17 protein-coding genes are annotated in these 20,030 nt (G+C 74.5%); 7 read left to right on the top strand and 10 right to left on the bottom strand.

Features of this window, described 5'->3' with window-relative positions:
* Nucleotides 1–88: 88 nt before the first annotated feature.
* Nucleotides 89–2,119, bottom strand: a complete 2,031-nt coding sequence (gene ftsH / locus AC3AQ1_RS11555) for an ATP-dependent zinc metalloprotease FtsH (protein WP_108719091.1) — start codon at nucleotides 2,117–2,119, stop codon at nucleotides 89–91.
* Between the two features lie 441 nt (nucleotides 2,120–2,560).
* On the opposite strand from ftsH, the gene AC3AQ1_RS11550 reads away from it, so the two are divergent.
* Nucleotides 2,561–3,076, top strand: a complete 516-nt coding sequence (locus AC3AQ1_RS11550) for a hypothetical protein (RefSeq protein WP_108719090.1) — start codon at nucleotides 2,561–2,563, stop codon at nucleotides 3,074–3,076.
* 40 nt (nucleotides 3,077–3,116) lie between these two features.
* On the opposite strand, the gene hpt is transcribed toward AC3AQ1_RS11550, so the two are convergent.
* The 4 genes from hpt to dacB form a co-directional block, all read right to left on the bottom strand.
* A complete protein-coding gene (gene hpt / locus AC3AQ1_RS11545; protein WP_199916605.1) occupies nucleotides 3,117–3,656 on the bottom strand; it encodes a hypoxanthine phosphoribosyltransferase in 540 nt (179 codons plus the stop codon).
* Nucleotides 3,657–3,731: 75 nt separating this feature from the next.
* Nucleotides 3,732–4,844: a tRNA lysidine(34) synthetase TilS gene (gene tilS / locus AC3AQ1_RS11540; protein WP_108719088.1), complete on the bottom strand. Its 1,113-nt coding sequence runs from the start codon at nucleotides 4,842–4,844 to the stop codon at nucleotides 3,732–3,734.
* 7 nt (nucleotides 4,845–4,851) lie between these two features.
* Nucleotides 4,852–5,970, bottom strand: a complete 1,119-nt coding sequence (locus AC3AQ1_RS11535) for a zinc-dependent metalloprotease (protein ID WP_108719087.1) — start codon at nucleotides 5,968–5,970, stop codon at nucleotides 4,852–4,854.
* A 62-nt stretch (nucleotides 5,971–6,032) separates the two neighbouring features.
* Nucleotides 6,033–7,421 (bottom strand): D-alanyl-D-alanine carboxypeptidase/D-alanyl-D-alanine endopeptidase, encoded by a 1,389-nt coding sequence (gene dacB, locus AC3AQ1_RS11530; protein ID WP_159096531.1) that lies wholly within the window; start codon nucleotides 7,419–7,421, stop codon nucleotides 6,033–6,035.
* 182 nt (nucleotides 7,422–7,603) lie between these two features.
* Here dacB and AC3AQ1_RS11525 point away from each other — a divergent pair, with 182 nt between their 5' ends.
* The gene (locus AC3AQ1_RS11525; protein WP_108719085.1) at nucleotides 7,604–8,125 is read left to right on the top strand and encodes an inorganic diphosphatase; all 522 of its coding nucleotides are present in this window, start codon (nucleotides 7,604–7,606) and stop codon (nucleotides 8,123–8,125) included.
* A gap of 242 nt (nucleotides 8,126–8,367) precedes the next feature.
* Here the strand turns inward: AC3AQ1_RS11525 and AC3AQ1_RS11520 are convergent, their stop codons facing one another.
* The 3 genes from AC3AQ1_RS11520 to AC3AQ1_RS11510 all read right to left on the bottom strand — a co-directional run bounded on the left by AC3AQ1_RS11520 (nucleotide 8,368) and on the right by AC3AQ1_RS11510 (nucleotide 11,682).
* Entirely contained in the window at nucleotides 8,368–8,802 is a 435-nt protein-coding gene (locus AC3AQ1_RS11520; protein WP_108719084.1) for a DUF6918 family protein, read from the bottom strand.
* 105 nt (nucleotides 8,803–8,907) lie between these two features.
* A complete protein-coding gene (metX, locus tag AC3AQ1_RS11515; protein WP_370445279.1) occupies nucleotides 8,908–10,128 on the bottom strand; it encodes a homoserine O-acetyltransferase MetX in 1,221 nt (406 codons plus the stop codon).
* Between the two features lie 174 nt (nucleotides 10,129–10,302).
* Complete coding sequence (locus AC3AQ1_RS11510) at nucleotides 10,303–11,682, bottom strand: bifunctional o-acetylhomoserine/o-acetylserine sulfhydrylase (RefSeq protein WP_108719082.1); 1,380 nt, start codon at nucleotides 11,680–11,682, stop codon at nucleotides 10,303–10,305.
* A 345-nt stretch (nucleotides 11,683–12,027) separates the two neighbouring features.
* Between AC3AQ1_RS11510 and AC3AQ1_RS11505 the strand changes: the two genes are divergently transcribed.
* Together AC3AQ1_RS11505 and AC3AQ1_RS11500 are read left to right on the top strand one after the other, a co-directional pair.
* A complete protein-coding gene (locus tag AC3AQ1_RS11505; RefSeq protein WP_159096530.1) occupies nucleotides 12,028–13,488 on the top strand; it encodes a C40 family peptidase in 1,461 nt (486 codons plus the stop codon).
* A gap of 43 nt (nucleotides 13,489–13,531) precedes the next feature.
* The gene (locus AC3AQ1_RS11500; protein ID WP_108719080.1) at nucleotides 13,532–14,245 is read left to right on the top strand and encodes a maleylpyruvate isomerase N-terminal domain-containing protein; all 714 of its coding nucleotides are present in this window, start codon (nucleotides 13,532–13,534) and stop codon (nucleotides 14,243–14,245) included.
* 47 nt (nucleotides 14,246–14,292) lie between these two features.
* Here the strand turns inward: AC3AQ1_RS11500 and AC3AQ1_RS11495 are convergent, their stop codons facing one another.
* Nucleotides 14,293–16,218, bottom strand: coding sequence for an amylosucrase (locus AC3AQ1_RS11495; protein WP_108719079.1), 1,926 nt, complete (start codon nucleotides 16,216–16,218; stop codon nucleotides 14,293–14,295).
* Nucleotides 16,219–16,472: 254 nt separating this feature from the next.
* Here AC3AQ1_RS11495 and AC3AQ1_RS11490 point away from each other — a divergent pair, with 254 nt between their 5' ends.
* The 3 genes from AC3AQ1_RS11490 to AC3AQ1_RS11480 all read left to right on the top strand — a co-directional run bounded on the left by AC3AQ1_RS11490 (nucleotide 16,473) and on the right by AC3AQ1_RS11480 (nucleotide 18,781).
* A complete protein-coding gene (locus tag AC3AQ1_RS11490; RefSeq protein ID WP_108719078.1) occupies nucleotides 16,473–16,913 on the top strand; it encodes a YdeI/OmpD-associated family protein in 441 nt (146 codons plus the stop codon).
* Between the two features lie 174 nt (nucleotides 16,914–17,087).
* Nucleotides 17,088–17,489: a VOC family protein gene (locus AC3AQ1_RS11485; protein WP_108719077.1), complete on the top strand. Its 402-nt coding sequence runs from the start codon at nucleotides 17,088–17,090 to the stop codon at nucleotides 17,487–17,489.
* A 116-nt stretch (nucleotides 17,490–17,605) separates the two neighbouring features.
* Nucleotides 17,606–18,781, top strand: coding sequence for an alpha/beta hydrolase (locus AC3AQ1_RS11480; protein WP_108719076.1), 1,176 nt, complete (start codon nucleotides 17,606–17,608; stop codon nucleotides 18,779–18,781).
* 79 nt (nucleotides 18,782–18,860) lie between these two features.
* Here the strand turns inward: AC3AQ1_RS11480 and AC3AQ1_RS11475 are convergent, their stop codons facing one another.
* Nucleotides 18,861–20,024, bottom strand: coding sequence for a hypothetical protein (locus tag AC3AQ1_RS11475; RefSeq protein WP_108719075.1), 1,164 nt, complete (start codon nucleotides 20,022–20,024; stop codon nucleotides 18,861–18,863).
* Between the last annotated feature and the right edge of the window lie 6 nt (nucleotides 20,025–20,030).

The raw sequence follows: 20,030 nt of genomic DNA, 5'->3' as shown, positions 1-20,030 counted from the left end.
AGCCTACGGCGCGGGGTGCGCGAGCGCCCGAGCCGCGCGCGGCCGACGGCGAACGGTGCCGCCGGTCCGCGAGCTCGCGCACCGAGCCTCACGCGTGCGGGGTCTCCCCCGGCGGGACCTCCTCGACGACGACCGCGGGGTGCTCCGGGTTCGCGGCCGCCGCCTGGTCCTGCGGGGCGAGGACGGGCAGGTCCTGCGCCACCTCGAGCGGGGAGCGGACCGGCGGGCGGTTGCTCACCGGACGGGCCGGGGAGGAGTGCCAGACCGGGCGCGGCTCGCGCTTGACGACCGGCTCGAAGACCGCGGCGAGCTCGCTCTCGTTGAGCGTCTCCTTCTCGAGGAGCTCGAGCGCGAGCGCGTCCAGCACGTCGCGGTAGGTCGTGAGGATCTCCCACGCCTCGTCGTGCGCGGCCTCGATGAGGCGGCGCACCTCCTCGTCCACGATGCCCGCGATGTCCTCGGAGTAGTCCCGCTGGTGGCCGTAGTCGCGACCGAGGAAGACCTCGCCGTCGGCCTGGCCGAGCCGGATCGCGCCGACCCGCTCGCTCATGCCGAACTGCGTGACCATCTTGCGGGCCGTGGCGGTGGCCTTCTCGATGTCGTTGGAGGCGCCGGTGGTCGGGTCGTGGAACACGAGCTCCTCGGCCACCCGGCCGCCCATCGCGTAGGAGAGCTGGTCGAGCAGCTCGTTGCGGGTCGTGGAGTACTTGTCCTCGGCCGGCATCACCATCGTGTAGCCCAGCGCCCGACCACGCGGCAGGATCGTCACCTTCGTCACGGGGTCGGTGTAGCGCAGCGCCGCGGCGACGAGCGCGTGGCCCCCCTCGTGGTACGCGGTGAGCTTGCGCTCGGACTCGTTCATCACCCGGGTGCGCTTCTGCGGACCGGCGATGACGCGGTCGATCGCCTCGTCGAGCGCGCGGTTGTCGATGAGGTGGGCGTGCGAGCGCGCGGTGAGCAGCGCCGCCTCGTTGAGCACGTTCGCGAGGTCCGCGCCGGAGAAGCCGGGCGTGCGCTTGGCGACGGCCTTGAGGTCGACGTCCGCCGTCATGGGCTTGCCCCGCGCGTGCACGTTGAGGATCGCGAGCCGGCCCTTGAGGTCGGGCGCGTCCACGGTCACCTGACGGTCGAACCGGCCCGGGCGCAGCAGCGCGGGGTCGAGGATGTCGGGGCGGTTGGTGGCCGCGATGAGGATGACGCTCTGGTTCTTCTCGAACCCGTCCATCTCGACGAGGAGCTGGTTGAGGGTCTGCTCGCGCTCGTCGTGACCGCCGCCCAGACCGGCGCCGCGGTGGCGCCCGACGGCGTCGATCTCGTCCACGAAGATGATCGCCGGCGCGCTGGCCTTGGCCTGCTCGAACAGGTCGCGCACGCGGGAGGCGCCGACGCCGACGAACATCTCGACGAAGTCGGAGCCGGAGATCGAGAAGAACGGCACGCCCGCCTCGCCGGCGACCGCCTTGGCCAGCAGCGTCTTGCCGGTACCGGGGGCGCCGAAGAGCAGCACACCCTTCGGGATCTTCGCGCCGACCGCCTGATACCGCGCGGGGTCGGCGAGGAAGTCCTTGATCTCCTGCATCTCCTCGACAGCCTCGTCGACGCCCGCGACGTCGGCGAACGTGACGTCGGGGTTCTCCTTGTTGACCTGGCGCGCCTTGGACTTGCCGAAGCTCATCATCCGCGAGCCGCCGCCCTGCATGCGCGACATCACGAACCAGAACACGCCGACGAACAGCGCGAGGAGGAAGAAGGTCGACAGCAGCGAGGACCACCACGGCGTGGACGGGACCACGGAGTTGTAGCCGTCGGCGGGCGCCGCCGAGGCGACGAGGTCGACGACCTGCTCGCCCTGCGGCGCGACGTACACGAACTGCACGTCGGTGCCCTTGTTGACGCCCTCGCCGTCGGTGAACGGCTCGCTCAGGGTGAGCTCGACGCGCTGGTAGCCCTCGGTGATCTCGGCGGACGTCACCGTGTCGCCGCGGAGGAGCTCCATGCCCTCGGAGGTCTTGATGGTCGTGACGCCCCCGCCGCGCAGCAGGCTGAGGCCCAGCATGAGCACGAGGACCGGCAGGAGGATCCACAGCAGCGGGCCGCGGAGCAGCTTCTTGGCATTCATGTGCGGGGCCGCGCGGCCCACCCTTCTCGTCGAGACACCTGGGGCGACGGTATACGACCAAGGCGCCCCGTTAGCCCGCTGTTCGCCGACGGCAGGACGCCGCGGCGCTCGACGGGCCTCGTCGGTGCACCCGGAGGGACTGCACGAGCCTCCGACGCACCGACAGGTGACAACGCCGACGGCGCGGCGTCGGTTCCCGATCGCGTGCCCGACGGCGAGCTCCCGTGCGCGGTCGGCTCACCTCGCGCGTCGCGCGCCGTCGCGGGGCGACCGTTGCCACGACGGGCCCGCGCCGGCACCGCGCCGGCCGACGTCGGCCCACGCCGGCCCGCGCCGGTCCACGACGGCCCACGTCGGCCCACGCCGAGGCGCCGGCGGTCTCACGCCGGACGCTGGTCGAGGGCACAGGCGCGTCCCAGGCGCCGCGCCGAGGCTCGGCGCATGACGACCTCCACCGACACCCCGTTCGTCCCGTCGGCGCACCTGGGCTCGGCGCCGACCCCGCCGCAGGCCGACCCGGACGCGACGACGGCGCTCGAGCCCATCGCTCCGTCCGCGACCCTCGCGGCCGCCCAGGCCGACGACACCCGCCCGCTGCCGCCTCCGCCGTCGGGCGTCGAGCTGGCCGAGGGCGCTGTCCCCCCACCCCCGGCGCCCGGTGCCGAGACCGCTCAGGAGGTCCCGCCGTCGACCCCGTTCCTGCGCCGGACGTGGGTGCGCGTGGCGGGCGCGGTGCTCGCCGTCGTGCTCCTGTTCGGGTCGGGCTTCGCCACCGGCTACGCGGTCTCCTCGGCGCGACTGCCGCTGGGCGGTGCCGGGACGAGCGACGTCCAGCCCGGCGGCGCGGGCGGACCCGGCGGCGGGCCGGGCGGTGACCAGGGCGGGCTGCCCGGTCAGAACGGGCAGCAGAACCAGGGCCAGGGCGAGGACTCCGGCGACACCGGGTCGGGCACCTGAGTCGGCGCGGCGGCCGCCACGCCGACGGTTCGCTCGGCGGTCAGCCGCCGTAGACGTGCGGGGCGAGCACCGCGACGAACGGCAGCTGCCGGTAGCGCTCGGCGTAGTCGAGGCCGTACCCGACGACGAACTCGTTCGCCACGTCGAACCCCAGGTACCGCACGTCGACCTGGACCTTCGCGGCGTCCGGCTTGCGCAGCAGCGTGGCGACCTCGAGGCTCGCCGGCCCGCGCGAGCGCAGGTTCGACAGCAGCCACGAGAGCGTGAGGCCCGAGTCGATGATGTCCTCCACGATGAGCACGTGCCGCCCGGTGAGGTCGGTGTCGAGGTCCTTGAGGATCCGCACCACACCGGAGGACTGCGTGCCGGCACCGTAGGAGGACACCGCCATCCAGTCCATCGCCACGTCACCGTGCAGATGGCGCATGAGGTCCGACATGACGAACGCAGCGCCCTTGAGCACACCCACGAGCAGCAGCTCGCTCCCCGCGTAGTCCTCGTCGATCTGCGCGGCGATCTCGGCCAGCCGTCGCTGGATGTCCTCCTCGGACACCACGACACGTACCAGGTCCTGCCCCAGCTCGGGGTAGCGCCACTCGGTCACGGGTCAAGCCTGACACACGGCTCGGGCTGCGGGGTCACGCCGATCGGCAGGTCACGCGGGATCGACGGGTGCGTCCGCTGCGCCGTCCCCGGCCGGCTCGTCGTGAGGCGCCTCGCGGTGCACCGGCCGGGCGGGCGTGCGCTCGAGCACGAGCCGCTCGCCCTCCCGGCGCACCCTCAGCCCGCCGGGCACGTCCACGCCGACCTGGCCGCGCCAGCGCAGCAGCAGGTCGTCCACGCCGTCGACGTGCCGCGCGGCAAGCGACCCCGCGGGGGCGCCCGCCTCGACGAGCCAGTAGCGCACGGCGCGGCGCCGGATCGGCCCGGGCGCCGCGGCCAGGCCCGCGGCGTCGACGGCGGCGGGCCAGCCCGGCCGGCCGGGGACCTCCGCCGTGCCGACCACCGATCGCGCGAGCAGCGCCCACCCCTCGTCCTCCAGGTACCAGACGTCCTCGCGCAGCTGGTCGGCCGTGCGCGCGAGCGCGGGCACCGGGTCGACCCCGAGCGCCCGCGTGAGGGCGGGCAGCACGACGTCGCGCACCGCCGCGCGGGGCAGGGGCTCGCCGTCGGCCCGGCGCAGGGGTCCGTCGGCCGCGTTGCCGGGGTCCTCCCACCACTCCAGGTCGAGCGCGCGGCACGCGGCACGCAGCTGCGCGCGGCGCAGGCCGAGCAGCGGCCGCCGGATGATGTCGGCCACCGGTTCCATGCCGACGAGGGAGCGTGCGCCGCTGCCGCGCGCGAGGCGCAGCAGGACGGTCTCGGCCTGATCGTCCATCGTGTGCCCGAGCAGGACCGCGACCGCGCCGGTCTCCTCCCGCACGGACTCGAGCGCGCCGCGTCGGGCCGCACGCGCGGCGCCCTCGACGCCCCCGGTGTCCGCGACGGCGACCTGCCGCACCTCGACCGGGTCGAGCCCGAGGTCGCGGCACTGCTGCGCGGCGCGCGCGGCGATGCTCGCCGACGCGGGCAGCAGCGCGTGGTCGACGACGACGGCGCCCGCCCGCAGGTGCAGCCGAGGCGCCACGAAGGCGGTCGCCGCGGCGAGCGCGAGCGAGTCGGCGCCGCCTGAGCACGCGACGAGCACCAGCGAGCCCGGCGCGAGGTCGGCCAGCGCCGTGCGCACCGCGAGGCGCGTGCGGGCGACGTCGGGATGCGGTCCGCTCACGGTGCGCTCACCCGTGGACGCGGGTGACCCAGGCCGCCGGGTCGGCGATCTCCGCGGGCGTGGGCAGCGCCTCGGGGCCGGACCACACGGCGTTGAGGCCGGCGTGCCCGACCTGCTCGCGCACGCCCCGGACGAACGCCGCGCCGTTGCGGTACTGCAGCAGCTTGGCGTCCATGCCGAGCAGCCGCCGCATCACCAGCGTGCTCAGCGTGCGCTCGTCCCGGCGGCGCTCGAACGCCTCGCGGATGGAGCGCACGGTCGGGATTGCACGCGGGCCCACCTCGTCCATCACGACGTCGGCGTGCCCCTCGAGCAGGGACATCACGGCGATCGCGGCGGTCAACTGCTCCTGCTGCTCGCGCGGCAGGATCGCCGCGAGCAGGCCGGGCACCTCGGGGGTGCCCGAGCGCGTCGCGCCCGTGAGCCGGCTGAGCAGTCCGGCGAGGCCGCCGCCGGCGGCGTCGGCCTGGTCGTCGTCGTGGGGCTCGGCGCTGTCGGCACCGTCCGGGACGAGGCCGTGCTCGCCGTCGTGCTCGCCGTCGTCGTCCCCGCCGAGCTGGCTGCGCAGCACGTCCTGCAGGACGCCGACGAGGTGGTCCCCCAGCCAGGGCGCTGCGGCGAACTGGACGGCGTGCGTCTGCTCGTGCAGGCACACCCAGAGGTGGAAGTCGGCGGCGTCGGCGTCGAGCTGGCGCTGCACCGCGAGCACGTTCGGCGCCACGAGCAGGAGGCGGCCGTCGCCCACGTACGGGTCGTACTGGCCGAGGATCCGCGTGCTGAGCAGACCGAGCGCCCAGCCCAGCTGCTCCCCCGCCACGCGCGCGGCGCCGGGCACCCGCGGCGTGGGCAGCGCCTCGCCGGCCATCGCGCGGAAGGTGTCGGCGGCCGCGGCGGACCAGCGAGCGCGGTCCACCACGAGCACCCGACCGTCCGCGGCGCGCTCGGCGGCCTCGGTCAGGCCGGTGACGTCGGCGACGTAGGCGGGGGCGTCGACGGCGGAGGACCGCAGCGACCCGACCAGGGCCTCGAGCCCGGGACGGTCGATCGGCGGACCCGCCTTGACGACCCCGGCGGCACGGCGAGCGGCGTGCTCCCAGTCGACCGCGCCCTCGGTTCCCCGTGCCATCGCCCCAGCCTACGTCGGTCGGACGCGCGTTCCGGGCGGTTGCGCCGCCTGTGCGGACGGGGTCACGAGCAGCCGCACGCGGTCAGCGAGCGGACCCACGCGTCGATCTCGAGGCGGGCGGCGTAGCTGCCCGCGGTGGGCACGCCGTCGGCGATGACGGCGAACACGAGGAGGCGACCGTCCGCCGTGGGCGTGTAGCCGGCGAGGCTGACGACGCTCGGGAGCGTCCCGGTCTTCGCGCGGACGAGGCCGTCGTCGAGGCTGCGACCCGCGAGCGTGCCCTCGAGGCCTGCGACGGGCAGCGCGACGACGAGCGGACGCAGCTGCGGGTCGGTCGCGGCCTTGACGAGGACGTCGGCCAGCAGGCGGGGCGAGATCCGGTTGAGCGAGGACAGGCCCGAGGTGTCCGCGAGCGACGTCCCGGTCACGTCGATCCCGAGGTTCGCGACGGCGTTGAGCACGCCCGACGCCGCACCCTCGAACGTCGCCGGCAGGCCCGCGTCCACCGCGACGAGCCGCCCGAAGACCTCCGTCAGGGTGTTGGAGGAGTCGGCCATCGCGAGGTCGAGCAGGTCCACGAGCGGTGCCGACTCCACCCGCGCGACCTCGGTGGCGCCGTCCGGGACGAACGAGCGGGAGGGACCCTCGCGCACCTCGATCCCGCGGTCGCGCAGCGCCTGCGCGAACGTCTCGGCGGCGGTGTCCGACGGCGTGGAGTCGCGCCGGACCTGGCCGTCCACCACCCCGAGCATGATCCCCATCGCCTGGATCGGCGCGACGAAGCCGCCCGAGAGGTCGATCTCGGACCAGCCCTGCGCGCGGGGCGTGCGGTCGAAGAGTGTGTCGTCGAACCGCAGCGCCACCGACGTGGTGCCGGCGGCCTGCAGCGCGGCGACCGTGCGGTCCGCGAGGTCGCCGAGTCCCGCACGACCGAGCACGGCCGAGGGGTCGCCCGCGGCGGCGGCCAGCGCCATGTCGCCGCCGCCGACGAGGTAGAGCGTGTCGCCGTCCAGGCGCGCCGTGGTCGGCAGCGTGGCCCCGAGGTCGAGCGTGCTCACGGCGGCCGCCGCGGTGAGCACCTTGGTGGTGGAGGCGGGCAGGCGTGCGGCGTGGGCGTCGGCGTCCGCGAGCACGTCGCCGCTCGCGGCGTCGACGACGATCAGCCCGGGCGGGGTGCCCACCTCGGGCCGGGCGCGCAGCGCGGCGACGGCGTCGGCCAGGCCCGCCGCGGTCGGCACCGGCGCGGAGTCGTCGAGGGACGGCAGCACGGCGGCGGCGGGCAGGGGCGTCGAGATCGTCGGGGTGGGGAACGGCTCGGCCTCGGGCCAGGGTGCGTCGGTGGTGAACGGCCCGGGCACCAGCCCTCGCGCGTCCGCGGCCACGTACCCGGTCACCAGACCGACCGCGACGAGGGCGCCGACTCCGCCCACCAGCACCCGCCTGGTCCGCACGAGCGAGCTCCTCCTCCGGGTGTGACCACCCCGACACGTGTTCGGCCCTCCGGTGCGCCACACTGTGACCCAGTACTGCACGAGGTCTGGACCGGGGGTTCATCCGACGGTCACCTGACCGAGACCCACACAGTAGGTCACCGGGCACGCCGCCGTGGTGAGCGCACGCGAGAGGACACGACGTGAAGTTCGACGTGACGATCGAGATCCCCAAGGGCCACCGGAACAAGTACGAGGTGGATCACCTGAGCGGCCGGATCCGACTGGACCGGATGCTGTTCACCTCGACCCGGTACCCCGACGACTACGGGTTCATCGAGGGCACCCTCGGCGAGGACGGCGATCCCCTGGACGCGCTGGTGCTCCTGGAGGAGCCGACGTTCCCGGGCTGCCTCATCGAGTGCCGTGCGCTCGGGATGTTCCGGATGCGCGACGAGGCGGGCGGCGACGATAAGGTCCTCTGCGTGCCGGTCGGGGACCAGCGCGCGTCGTGGCGCGACGACATCGACGACGTGTCGGAGTTCCACCGCCTGGAGATCCAGCACTTCTTCGAGGTCTACAAGGACCTCGAGCCCGGCAAGTCCGTCGAGGGCGCGCACTGGGTGGGACGCGAGGAGGCCGAGGCCGAGATCGTGCGCTCCTTCCAGCGGGCCAAGGACGCGGGCCTCGAGCACGGGCACGGGTCCCACGGACCGGGGCACTGACGCCTGCCGGACTGGGCTGACCTGCGCTGACCGTGGCTGACCTGCGCTGACCTGCGCTGACCGAGGCTTGACCGCGGCTGACTCGCGCCGACCTGGCTTGCCCGCTGCTCGCGGACTCGGGCAGCCATCCCGGGTCACCGACGACGAACGCCCCCGCCGACACGGCGGGGGCGTTCGTGCGTCTCAGCGGTGGACCGCCCGAGTGGCGGTGCCGATGTCCGAGCCGGAGCGGTGGACCTGGCTCAGCCGGCGTGCTTCTGGACGAGCGCCGCGAGCTTGGGCAGCGCGCCCACCATCACCTTGGCGATCTGGCCCTTGAACTTGTCGAACATGGCCCGCTCCTTGCCGCCGGCGGTCACCTCCGACTCGATCTTCGCCTGGAGCGCGGCGCCGACCTCGTCCTGGTGCGCCGTCACGTAGGCGGGGAAGTCGCCGCCCTCGGCGTTGCTGCGCTGCCAGAAGGGGTCGAGGGCGTCGGCGAGGGTGCCGAGGTAGGCGGCGGAGCCGCGCTGGACGACGTCGGGCTTCTGCTTCTTCGCCGCCGAGAAGGCGGCCTTCGCGGCGATCCCCGTCAGGCCGCCCATCCCCGCGACCTCACCCTCGATGAGCGTGGTGAGGTCGGCGACGACGGCGGGCTTCTTGTCCGGGGCGGTCAGGGTCTCGCGCAGCGTGGTCATGGTCCGATGCTAGGCGCCGATGCCGACACGAGCGCCTCCCGCTCGGCACCGGGGCTCACCGGCCATGCTTCGGGACGGCCTTCCGGACGGCCATTCGGACGGCGCTCAGGACGTGCGCACGGCCGGCGCGACCTCGCCGAGGAACGCCGCGACGATCGGCCCGAGCGTGTCGAACTCGATGAGGAACCCGTCGTGCCCGTAGTCCGAGTGCATGACGTGCAGGTCCGCGTCGGGGATGCCCCGCGCGATCCGCGCCGAGTGGGCGGGCAGGAAGAGCCGGTCGGAGTCGACGGCGATGACGAGTGCGCGCGCCGTGACGCTCGCGAGCGCCGTCTCCACGCCGCCGCGGTCGCGGCCGATGTCGTGCGTGATCATCGACTGGGTGAGCGCCACGTAGGAGCCGGCGTCGAACCGCCGCGCGAGCTTGCTGCCGTGGTGGTCGAGGTAGGACTGCACGGCGTACCGGCCCGCGCCGTCGAGCGGGTTCTCGGCGCGCTGCGGGATCCGGCCGAACCGGGTGTCCAGCTCCCGTGCGGACCGGTAGGTGGTGTGGGCGATCTGGCGCGCGATGGCGAGCCCCGCCGTCGGGCCCTCGCCGTCGGGCGCGTCGTAGTAGTCCCCGCCGCGGAAGGCTGGGTCGGCGCGGATGGCGCCGAGCTGGGCGTGCGCCCAGGCGATCTGGTCGCCGCTGGTCTGAGCCGCCGTCGCAATCGCGGCGAGGCCACGGACCCGGTCGGGCGCCGTCACCGCCCACTCCAGCACGCGGTGGCCGCCCATCGACGCGCCGATCACGAGCGCCCACTGGGTCACGCCAATAGCGTCGGCGAGGCGGATCTCGGCCTCGACCTGGTCCCGCACGGTGAGGGCGGGGAAGCGCGAGCCCCACGGCGCGCCGTCGGGCGCCGGCGAGGCGGGACCGGTGCTGCCCTGGCAGCCGCCGAGGACGTTCGGGGCGACGACGAAGTAGCGGTTGATGTCGATCGGGCGACCCGGGCCGACCATCGCGGGCCACCAGCCGGGCGTGGGGTGCGCCGGCCCCGCCTCGCCGACGACGTGGGAGTCGCCCGTGAGCGCGTGGAGCACGAGCACGGCGTTGTCGCCCCGTGCGTTCAGCGTGCCCCACGTCTCGTACGCCATCCGCACGCCGGGCAGCTCGCCCCCGCCGTCGAGGTCGAGCGTGCCGACGTCGACGAACTTGCGGTCGCCCGCCGGTCGTCCGGGGCGCCACGCTGCGCTCGCGGGGAGCACGCTCACCTCGGTGGTGCGCACCTGGCCGCGCGCCGCGGGGGCGACGGTCCGGCGGGCGCGCCGAGGCTGGCTGGTCACCGGCACATCGTAGGGCTCGGGCACGACGCCCCCTCCTCTCGTCCCCGCGTGCCCGCCGTGACACCTGGCCGGGCGGCCGGGCGTCACCGGGGGCACGAGCAGCTCTCAGTCGGGCCCGTTCGGGCCAGTCGGGTCCCGTCAGGCCTCGGTCGGGGCTTGGTCGGCCAGACCCGATCAGGCCTCGACGGCGACCGGGACGTCCCCGGCGGCGTCCACCTCACCGGGCTCACCCGCGGCGACCCGGGCGGCGGCCGCGAAGCCGTGCTCGAGGTCGGCGAGGATGTCGTCGATGTGCTCGAGCCCGACGGCGAGGCGCACCAGCCCGGGCGTCACACCCGAGTAGAGCTGCTCCGCCGGGGTGAGCTGGCTGTGCGTCGTCGAGGCCGGGTGGATGACGAGGGAGCGCACGTCGCCGATGTTGGCGACGTTGGAGTGCAGCTCGAGCGCCGAGACGAACGCCTGCCCGGCCGCGGCCCCGCCGCCGAGCTCGAAGGCGAGCACCGCGCCGGCGCCCTTGGGCGCGTACTTGAGCTGGTTCGCGTGCCACGGCGAGGACTCGAGTCCGGCGTAGTGCACGCGGACCACGTCCTCGCGCGCCTCGAGCCACGCGGCGACCTTCTCGGCGTTCGCGACGTGCCGCTCCACGCGCAGCGACAGCGTCTCGATGCCCTGCGCGATGAGGAACGCGTTGAACGGGCTCACGGCGGCGCCCAGGTCGCGCAGCAGCTGCACGCGCGCCTTGAGGATGAACGACAGGTTGACGCCGAACGCGCCCCCGACGCCGAGGTCGCGCGCGTAGACGAGGCCGTTGTAGGACGGGTCCGGGGTGTTGAAGTTCGGGAAGCGCTCGGGGTGCTGCGCGTAGTCGAACGTGCCGCCGTCGACGATCACGCCCGCGATCGAGGTGCCATGGCCGCCGAGGTACTTGGTCGCCGAGTGCACCACGACGTCGGCGCCCCAGCGCAGCGGGTTGACGAGGTACGGCGTCGCGACCGTGTTGTCCACGATGAGCGGCACGCCGACCTCGTGGGCGACACCGGCGACGCCCTCGATGTCGAGCACGTCGGTGCGCGGGTTCGGGATCGTCTCGCCGAAGAACAGCTTGGTGTTCGGGCGCACCGCGTCGCGCCACTCCTGCAGGTCGTGCGGGTCGGAGACGAAGGTGGTCTCGATCCCGAGCTTCGGCAGCGTGTAGTGCAGCAGGTTGTAGGTCCCGCCGTAGAGCGAGGACGAGGCGACGACGTGGTCGCCCGCCTCGGCGACGTTGAGGATCGCGAGCGTCTCCGCGGCCTGCCCGGACGCGACGAGCAGCGCCCCCACGCCGCCCTCGAGCGCCGCGACGCGGTTCTCCACCGCCTCCTGCGTGGGGTTGGTGATGCGCGTGTAGATCGGGCCGAGCTCGGCAAGCGCGAACCGCGCCGCGGCCTGCTCCGCCGACTCGAACACGAACGACGTCGTCTGGTAGATCGGCAGCGCCCGCGCGCCGGTCGCCGGGTCCGGGACCTGGCCGGCGTGGATCTGCTGCGTCTCGAACTTCCAGTCGGTGCTGCTCATCGCGTACTCCTCGCATGTGTGGCGCGGCGCCCCGTCGACGTCGCCTGGTTCCCCGGGTCCGGCGCCCTGCGGCGCTGCCAGAACGGTAGGCAGGGCGCGCTGGAACCACCCCCCGTGGTCCCGCTCGTCTCAGCATCCGGACACTCCGTCCCGCCGGCGGAGCGACGCGGACACGACGGCGAACTACACCCGTGTGATTATTGGTCGGCCCCTTTCCCGCGTGTCGCGTTGACAAGACGAGGTGCGGAACTCTCAAGCCTCACGCTATGGTCGAGACCAGAACGTGACCTTCGCGGTCCGGACACCACTCGTCCACACCGCTTCACCACCTGATGGGAGAGCCCCGTGACATCGACGTCGAGAGGTCGTGCGCGCAACCGCGCCGGCGTGCTCGCGGGCTCGGCGCTCGCCGTCGTGGTGCTGGTGGTGCCGCAGTCCGGAGCTAGCCCGCTGCCCTCGCAGGCGGACCGCGACGCGGCGTCGGCCGCGGTGGACGGTGCGGAGGGGCGGGTCGCCGAGCTGGAGGCCGAGCTGGCCGCTGCGGACGCCAGCGCCGACCAGGCGGAGACCGACGCGCAGATCGCCGCCGAGCACGCACTCGAGGCCCAGGTCGCCGCCGACGACGCCCGGGCGGCGCTCACCGACGCGCAGGCCGCCGCGGACGCCGCGGAGGCCGAGGCGGCCACCGCGCTCGACGACCTCGCGGCCGTCGCGATGGACACCTACCGCAGCGGCGGTCGCGCCGCGAGCGCCGCGGAGGTCTTCGTCGGAGCGGACGGGTTCGAGGACGTGCTGCGGCGCTCCACCGCCTACACGATGGCGAGCAACGCGGCCGGCGACGCCGCGCGCACCGCCGAGGAGGCGCAGGACGCCGCCGATGCCGCACGGACGGCCGCGACGAACGCGCAGACCACGTACGACCGGCGCGAGAAGGACGCCACCGAGGCGGCGAGCGCCGCCGACGCCGCGGCCAAGGAGGCCATCGCCCAGCGTGACGCCCTGGCCGTGACCATGAGCTCCGCGGTCACCGAGCTCGCGCAGCTGCGGCAGACCAGCGAGGAGCTCGAGCGCCAGTACCAGGAAGGTCTCCTCGAGCAGCGTCGGGCGGCGCAGGAGGCGCAGGCCCGACGCGACGCCGAGGCCGCCTCGCGCTCGTCCGCCGCCTCGGGCGGGGGCCCGGCCGCGTCCACGACGGCGAGCGGCGGCTCCGGCGGATCGGGCACCTCGGGCGGATCTGCCGGCTCGTCGGGTGGGTCTGGTACGTCGGGCGCCTCGAGTGCGTCGGGCGGCTCGGGATCCTCGGGCGGCGCAGCCCCCGCACCCGCCCCCACGACGGCAGCCCCGGCGCCTGCGCCTGCGCCCGCTCCCGCGCCCACGACGGCGGCGCCCGCCCCCGCCCCGGCCCCAGCCCCCGATCCTGCCCCGGCACCGGCACCGAGCAATCCCCTCGGCCAGCGCGCCGTCGACCTCGCGCTCACGCAGACCGGCAAGCCGTACGTGCTCGGGGGCGCGGGCCCGGACACCTACGACTGCTCGGGTCTCGTGCAGTGGACCTACAAGCAGCTCGGCGTCAGCCTGCCGCGCACCACGAAGCAGCAGTGGGCCGCGACGACCCGGGTCAGCTCGTCCCAGCTGCAGCCGGGCGACCTCATCTTCTACTCGGACAACGGCGCCGCGAGCGGCATCTACCACGTCGCCATCTACACCGGACCGGGCATGCGGGTGCACGCTCCGAGCCCCGGCAAGAGCGTCGAGCACGTGAAGATCTGGAGCACCAACATCGTCGGCTACGGCCGGGTCTCCTGAGGCGCGGGCCCGCCGCGTCACCGGTGCGTCGTACGCTCGGGAGATGACCGACATCGCCGTCGACCCCGTCGTGCTGGACGCCGATCTCGCCGAGTCGTGGGACGCCGTCATCGACTGGCTGCGCTCGCTCGACGACGAGGTGTTCGACGCCGAGACCCCCCTGCCGGGCTGGCGCGTGCGCGACCTCGTGACCCACCTCGGGCTCTCCATGCGCGTCCTCGCGAACGCCGAGCCCGCGGACCCCGCCGACGGCACGACGCAGCGGCACGACCTGTGCTCCTACCTCGCGGCCTACTCCGCCGACGCCGACGGCATCCGTGAGGCCACGCGCACCGGCGAGGACGACACCGCCGACCCGGTCACCCTCGCCGAGGAGCGCGGCGCGGCCGCCCTGGCGACCCTCGCCCGGCTCCGCCGCGAGGGGGTGACCCGGGTGCTCACGCGCCGCGGGGTCATCGACCTCACGACGCTCGTGCTCACCCGCCTGGTGGAGGTCGTCGTGCACGGCGACGACCTCGCGCGCTCCGCGCACGTGCCCACGCCCGTCGACCCGACGGCGCGCACCACGGTGGCGCAGGCGTTCCTGTCGATGGTGAACCGGCGCTCGGGCTACGACCTCGAGGTCGGCGACGAGCGCACGTGGATCCGCCTCGCCGCCGGGCGCATCGGCTGGGACCAGCGAGGCGGAGCCCTGCGCTCGGGGAACCTGGCCGAGGGCCTGCCGGACCTGCGTGAGTGGCTCCCGGTGGTCGGCTGAACCCGGTCTCTGCGTCAGAGCGACGTCAGGGCGGCGTCAGAGCGGCGTCAGAGCGGTGTCGCGTGCAGCCAGACCACCCCGTGCGCCGGCAGGTCGACCCCGCGGCGCAGGTCCACGTCGGTAGAGCCGATCAGCTCGCGCGCGACGTGCTCCACCCCCGAGAACGTCATCGCGTCGACGTGCACCGCGTCGTCGCCGACGTTGGCCAGCACGATCACCCGCGGGAAGTCGTCGGTCCACCCCGGCCGCTGGAACGCGACCACCGCGCGCAGGCCGGTGCGGAACGGCAGCAGGCGTCCACCGCCCAGCTCGGGCGTGCGCCGTCGCACCTCGATGAGCTCGCGCAGGCGCGAGTACACCTGGCCCGACGCCGTCGTGACGTTCTCGCGGTTCGCGTAGGCCTCGGCGGGACGGAAGGGCCGGTGCACCCAGCGGGAGTCCCCGGCCTCGTCCGGGCGGTCGCGGTAGCCGTAGTCGTTGAGCTGCGCGACCTCGTCCCCGAGGTAGAGCAGCGGGATGCCACCGGTCGAGAGCGCGATGGCATGGGCCAGGACCACCCGGTCCACCCCGCCGGCATCCCCGGCCTCCACCCCGGCGAGCGACGCCGTCGTGCCCGCGATCCGGCAGTCCCCGGTCCGCGGGTTGTCCTGGAAGGGGACCCCGCGGGAGAACGAGCCGGGCACCCGCCCGACGTAGAAGTCGTTGAGGAACCGCCGGTGCGGGTAGCCCTCGATGCCGAGCTCGGCGGCGTCCTCGTCGGCGAACGTCCAGCCGATGTCGTCGTGGCTGCGCACGTAGTTCACCCACGCGGTGCCCTCCGGCAGCGCGTGCCGGCGCTCGAGGGCCTGGTTGAGCAGGCGTGCGTCGCGAGTCGCGAGCGCCTCCCACGTGAGCGCCATCTGCAGCGGGTTGTAGGAGACCTGGCACTCCTGCGGCGAGACGTAGCTGACCACCTCGTCGGGGTGCACGATCGCCTCCGACTTGAACAGCAGCGCGGGTGCCGCGATCCGGAGCACCGCGTTGAACGCCTGGAGCAGCAGGTGCGCCTGCGGCAGCGACTCGCACGTGGTGCCGAGCTGCTTCCAGATGAACGCGACGGCGTCCATCCGCAGGAGCTCCACGCCCTGGTTGGCGAGGAACAGCATCTCCCCCGCCATCGCGCGGAAGACCCACGGGTTGGCGTAGTTGAGGTCCCACTGGAAGTGGTAGAAGGTCGCCCAGATCCAGCGGCCGTCCGCGAGCTGCACGAACGAGCCGGGATGGTCGTCCGGGAAGATCTCGCGCGTGGTGCGCTCGTAGGCGTCCGGCATCGTGCGGTCGGGGAAGATGAGGTAGAAGTCCTCGTACGCGACGCCGTCGACGACCTCCCCCGCCACCGCGCGCCGGGCCCACTCGTGCTCGTTGCTCGTGTGGTTGAAGATGAAGTCGACGACGAGGCAGATGCCGTTGTCGCGCAGCTCCCGGGACAGTGCGGCCAGGTCGCGCATCGAGCCGAGCGCGGGGTTCACGTCCCGGTAGGACGACACCGCGTACCCGCCGTCGGAGTTGCCCTCCGGCGAGGCGAACAGCGGCATGAGGTGCAGGTAGGTGAGCCCCAGCTCGCGGAAGTAGGGGATCTGGCGCCGCACGCCGTCGAGGTTCCCGGCGTACCGGTCCACGTAGCAGACCCCGCCGAGCATGCCGTTCGAGCCGAACCAGAACGGGTCGCCCTCGCGCCGCGCGTCCAGCGCGCGCAGGTCCTCCGGACGCTCACGCCACGACGTCGCCGCGAGATCCACGACGGCGAGCAGCGCCTCGAGCGCGTCCGCTCGCGTCCCGTAGACCTCGCCGAAGAGCCGGTGCAGCGTGGGGAAGTGCTCCGCGAACCGGGCGGCGAGGACGGGGTCGTACCCCGCGTCACCGGGCCGGAGCGCGGCGATGCGCTCGCGGGCGGTGTCGGCGTCGACGAGGACCGAACGGCTCAGCGCGGTCATCTGGCTCTTCCCTTCGTGGCGGTACCGGCGCCGGTGGCTGGCCTGGCCTGCGCCGGTGCTGTCCGACGTCGGTCTGCGTCGGTCTGCGGCGCGACGTCGGTCGACGTCGGTCGACGTCGATCAGGGGCGCCGCGACCGGGCTGCGACGGGCGAGCCGGCCCAGCGTCAGTCGATGCTAGCGGGACCGATCGCGGCACGCGCGGGTTCTTCCGGAGATCTGGCCACGGGCACCGCCGTGGCGCCACACCGGCGCGATGTCAGAGGCGTCGTTCCAGGGGATCCTGCTCCGGACGGGGAACAACACGGGGATCGAGGTGCCCCCCGAGGTCATCGAGGCGCTGGGCGGCGGGAAGCGCCCGGCCGTGACGGTCACCGTCAACGGGTTCACCTTCACCTCGACCGTCGGGGTGATGGGCGGCCGGTCCCTCGTGCCGTTCTCCGCGGAGAAGCGGCGGGCGACCGGGCTCTCCGGCGGGGACCCCATCGAGGTGACCCTGGCGCTGGACACGGCGCCGCGCACCGCCGAGGTGCCCGACGACCTCGCGGCCGCGCTCGACGCCGCAGGCGCCCGGGCTGCGTTCGACGCCCTCTCCCCCAGTCGGCGCAAGGCGCACGTCGACGCGGTCACCGGCGCCAAGGCTGCCGCCACGCGGGAGCGGCGGGTGGCGGCCGTGGTGGCCGGGCTTGCCGGCTGAGCGCCCGGACGGCCGAACGCCGAGTCGTGGTCACACGGCACCACCGAACGCCGAGTCGTGGTCACCACGGCACCCCTCCATGACCACAATCCAGCGCTCGCGCTCGCCAGGACCCGGACTCGGCCCGATCATCGCGGGCCGAGCCGTGTCGGAGCCCGGCGCTAAGGTGCGGCCATGTTCGATCACGTCGGTGTTCAGGTGAACGACCCCGCGGCGACGACGACGGCGCTGCTGGCCGCGTTCGCCCCGATCGGTCTCGTGGAGATGGTGCGGCACGACAGCCCGAGCGGGCTCGTCGTCGGACTCGGCGACCGCCCGCTCGGCGACCGCCCCGGATCCGGCCCGTACCTCTGGCTCTCGGCAGCGCCCGAGGGCGGGGTGCGGCACGAGGCCCACATCGCGCTCTCGGCGCCGTCGCGCGAGGCGGTGGAGTCGGTGCACGAGGCCGCGACGGCGGCCGGGCTCGAGATCCTGCACGCACCGCGCGAGTGGCCGGAGTACCACCCGGGCTACTACGCGGTCTTCTTCCGCGACCTGGACGGCAACAACATCGAGGCGGTCCACGCCGGCAGCTGAGCGCCGCCCGGCGCGGGAGCGCGAGAAGGCCGGCGCCCCGACGCGGGGGCGCTCCGCCCACGGTGGCGCCGCAACGCGCTGCTGCGACTCGCGCGCGGGTTGGGCACGATGGGCGTATGAGACTCCCGGGGCGCGCGGTCCGCAGCACCGGTCCGCTGGCCGGGCTCCCGCCCCGCCCGGCGCTGCCCGCGCTGCCCACCATCCCCGCGCTCGCTGCGCTGGCGGCCGCCCCGCCCCGGGGTTTCGTGCCCGAGCACCAGCCCGACGCAGACGGCGTGAGCCCCTTCGATGCGATCCCCGCGCCGCCCCCGACCGACGCCTGGGCGCCCGACGTCCTGGGCAGCGGCCACGAGGCACGCACCCTTCCCCTGGCGGACGACTTCGAGGGCGAGGTCGTCGCGACCCTCGTGCGCTACCGGGCCGAGCTCGACCCGGCCGCGCCGGAGGGTGCGACGGACGCGGAGCCGCGATACGCCGTCGTGTACCTGCACGGCTGGAGCGACTACCTGCTCAACCCCGAGATCGGGCCGTTCTGGGCCGGGGTCGGCGGCGTGTTCTACGCCGTCGACCTGCGCAAGTACGGTCGCAGCCTGCGGCGGTACCAGACCCCGGGATACATCGACGATCTCGCGACCTACGACGAGGACATCGAGGCCGCGCTCGACGTCGTCGAGGAGGAGCACCCCGGGCTGCCGGTCGTGCTGATGGCGCACTCGACCGGCGGGCTCACGGCCAGCCTCTGGGCCGACCGCTTCCCCGGCCGAGCCGCCGCGCTCGTCCTCGTCGCGCCGTGGCTCGAGACGCAGGGCTCGACCCTGGTGCGCTCGGTGTCCACGCCCGTGGTGACGGAGGTCGCGAAGGCGTTCCCGCTCCGGGTGATGCCGAACGTCGACCTCGGGTTCTACAACCGCACGATCTCCGACGCCCACGACGGCGAGTGGCCGATCGTCGGCGTCTGGCGCCCCGAGCACTCCTTCCCCGTGCGCTACGGCTGGCTCGCCGCGATCCTGCGCGGCCACGGCCGCGTGGCCCAGGGGCTGGCGGTCGACGTCCCGGTGCTCGTGGTGCGCTCGGCGCGGACGTTGATCAGCCCCATGTGGGACGACGCGATGGCCTCGAGCGACATCGTGATCGACGTCGACGTCGTCGCCCAGCGCGCGCTGCGCATCGCCCCGACGGTCACGGTCGCCACCGTCGAGGGCGCGCTGCACGACGTGCTTCTCTCCCGCCCGGCGGTGCGGGCGCGGGCGTACGCGGAGATCGCGCACTGGGGCCGCGCGTACCTGCCCTGAGGGGCGATCGTTCGCGGCGCATGCCCGGAGAGAGTCGGGCGTTCGCGGCGTACGTCGGTGCCGCGGCGCGCGCGGGGTGTCAGCGGCGCACGGCGCGCCGTCCGCGGCCGCGTGGCCGCGGACCGCTGAGCGCCTCCTCGAGCGCCTCGCCGAGGTAGGGGCCCTCGGCCCCGAAGCGCCACGCCAGCCAGCCGTCGGGCACGTCCCGGCCGAGCGCGGTGGCCGCGGCGGCACCCGGATCGGCGAACTGCCTCCCCGCCGTCACGATGACGCCGTCCTCGGCGAGCAGCGCGGGCTCGGCGGCAGGGTCCTCGGTGAGGACCAGCTCCGCCTCGCCGACGAGGTCCACGACGGCGCGCAGCGCGCCCCGCGGATCGGGCGCCGGCGCCGGTCGGCGGCGACCTCGGCGGGACGCTCCGTCGAGGCGGGCCTCGGACTGCTCGGCAGGATCGGGGGCGTCCAGCTCCGTCGCTGACTCCTCGGGCCCCGCCGGAACCTCAGGCTCCTCGGACTCCGTCTGGGGCTCGGGCGCGGGCTCCGCCGGAAGTTCAGACTCCTCAGACTCCTCAGGCTCCTCGACCTCCGCCCAAGGCTCGGGCTCGGGCTCGGGCTGCACGCTCGCCGCCTCGACGAGCGCCGGCCCGACCCCGCCGACGAGTGTCACGCCGTCGGAGTCCGCCTCGAGCACGACGTGGCGCGGCAGGAGCCGCGCGCTCACCGGCTCGACGGACAGCATCGGCTGACCCTCGTGCTCGCCCAGGCCGACCTGGTGCACCGCGACCGTGGCGCCGTCGAGCACCTCGACCGCCGAACGCACGCCGTCCGCGAGCGCCGCGGACACGATCATGAGGCCGGGCGCCGCCTCGCCCCGCGGCGGGATGGACTCGCGGAAGTCGGCCCAGTCCTGGCGCAGCGCGTCGGGCCCGTCGGGGTACCAGGTCGCCACGTCCCGCCACGGCGCACGGCGCACGACGGCGGAGCGAGCCAGGGCGGCGACGAGGGCCTCGCCGTCGAGCGACTCCCGGACGACGACCACGACGGCCGCGCCCGTCGAGTCCAGCGCGACGAGGTAGTCGCCGAGCACCTCGTCGTCGTCACGCCAGGCGATCGGGAGCAGGGGGACACCGACGACGTCGAGCACCGCGTCACGCAGGTCCGTGGCCACCTGCTCGGACCAGGCGTCGACGGAACCGGTCGGCCGAACGGGGAGGGCGCGGCCGTCCGCGAGGGCGAAGAGCGGCATCGGTAC

This window comes from Miniimonas sp. S16 (assembly GCF_057748195.1).
Note: the sequence above shows the minus strand (reverse complement) of the source record. Positions and strands in the feature narration are given on the sequence as shown.

Coding starts and splice junctions, on each gene's coding strand:
- AC3AQ1_RS11510 (WP_108719082.1), bottom strand. CDS start 11,682: ATGAGCAGCACCGACTGGAAGTTCGAGACGCAGCAGATCCACGCCGGC.
- AC3AQ1_RS11500 (WP_108719080.1), top strand. CDS start 13,532: ATGACCGACATCGCCGTCGACCCCGTCGTGCTGGACGCCGATCTCGCC.
- ftsH (WP_108719091.1), bottom strand. CDS start 2,119: ATGAATGCCAAGAAGCTGCTCCGCGGCCCGCTGCTGTGGATCCTCCTG.
- AC3AQ1_RS11480 (WP_108719076.1), top strand. CDS start 17,606: ATGAGACTCCCGGGGCGCGCGGTCCGCAGCACCGGTCCGCTGGCCGGG.
- AC3AQ1_RS11535 (WP_108719087.1), bottom strand. CDS start 5,970: ATGGCACGGGGAACCGAGGGCGCGGTCGACTGGGAGCACGCCGCTCGC.
- AC3AQ1_RS11475 (WP_108719075.1), bottom strand. CDS start 20,024: ATGCCGCTCTTCGCCCTCGCGGACGGCCGCGCCCTCCCCGTTCGGCCG.
- AC3AQ1_RS11495 (WP_108719079.1), bottom strand. CDS start 16,218: ATGACCGCGCTGAGCCGTTCGGTCCTCGTCGACGCCGACACCGCCCGC.
- AC3AQ1_RS11485 (WP_108719077.1), top strand. CDS start 17,088: ATGTTCGATCACGTCGGTGTTCAGGTGAACGACCCCGCGGCGACGACG.
- AC3AQ1_RS11550 (WP_108719090.1), top strand. CDS start 2,561: ATGACGACCTCCACCGACACCCCGTTCGTCCCGTCGGCGCACCTGGGC.
- AC3AQ1_RS11520 (WP_108719084.1), bottom strand. CDS start 8,802: ATGACCACGCTGCGCGAGACCCTGACCGCCCCGGACAAGAAGCCCGCC.
- AC3AQ1_RS11490 (WP_108719078.1), top strand. CDS start 16,473: ATGTCAGAGGCGTCGTTCCAGGGGATCCTGCTCCGGACGGGGAACAAC.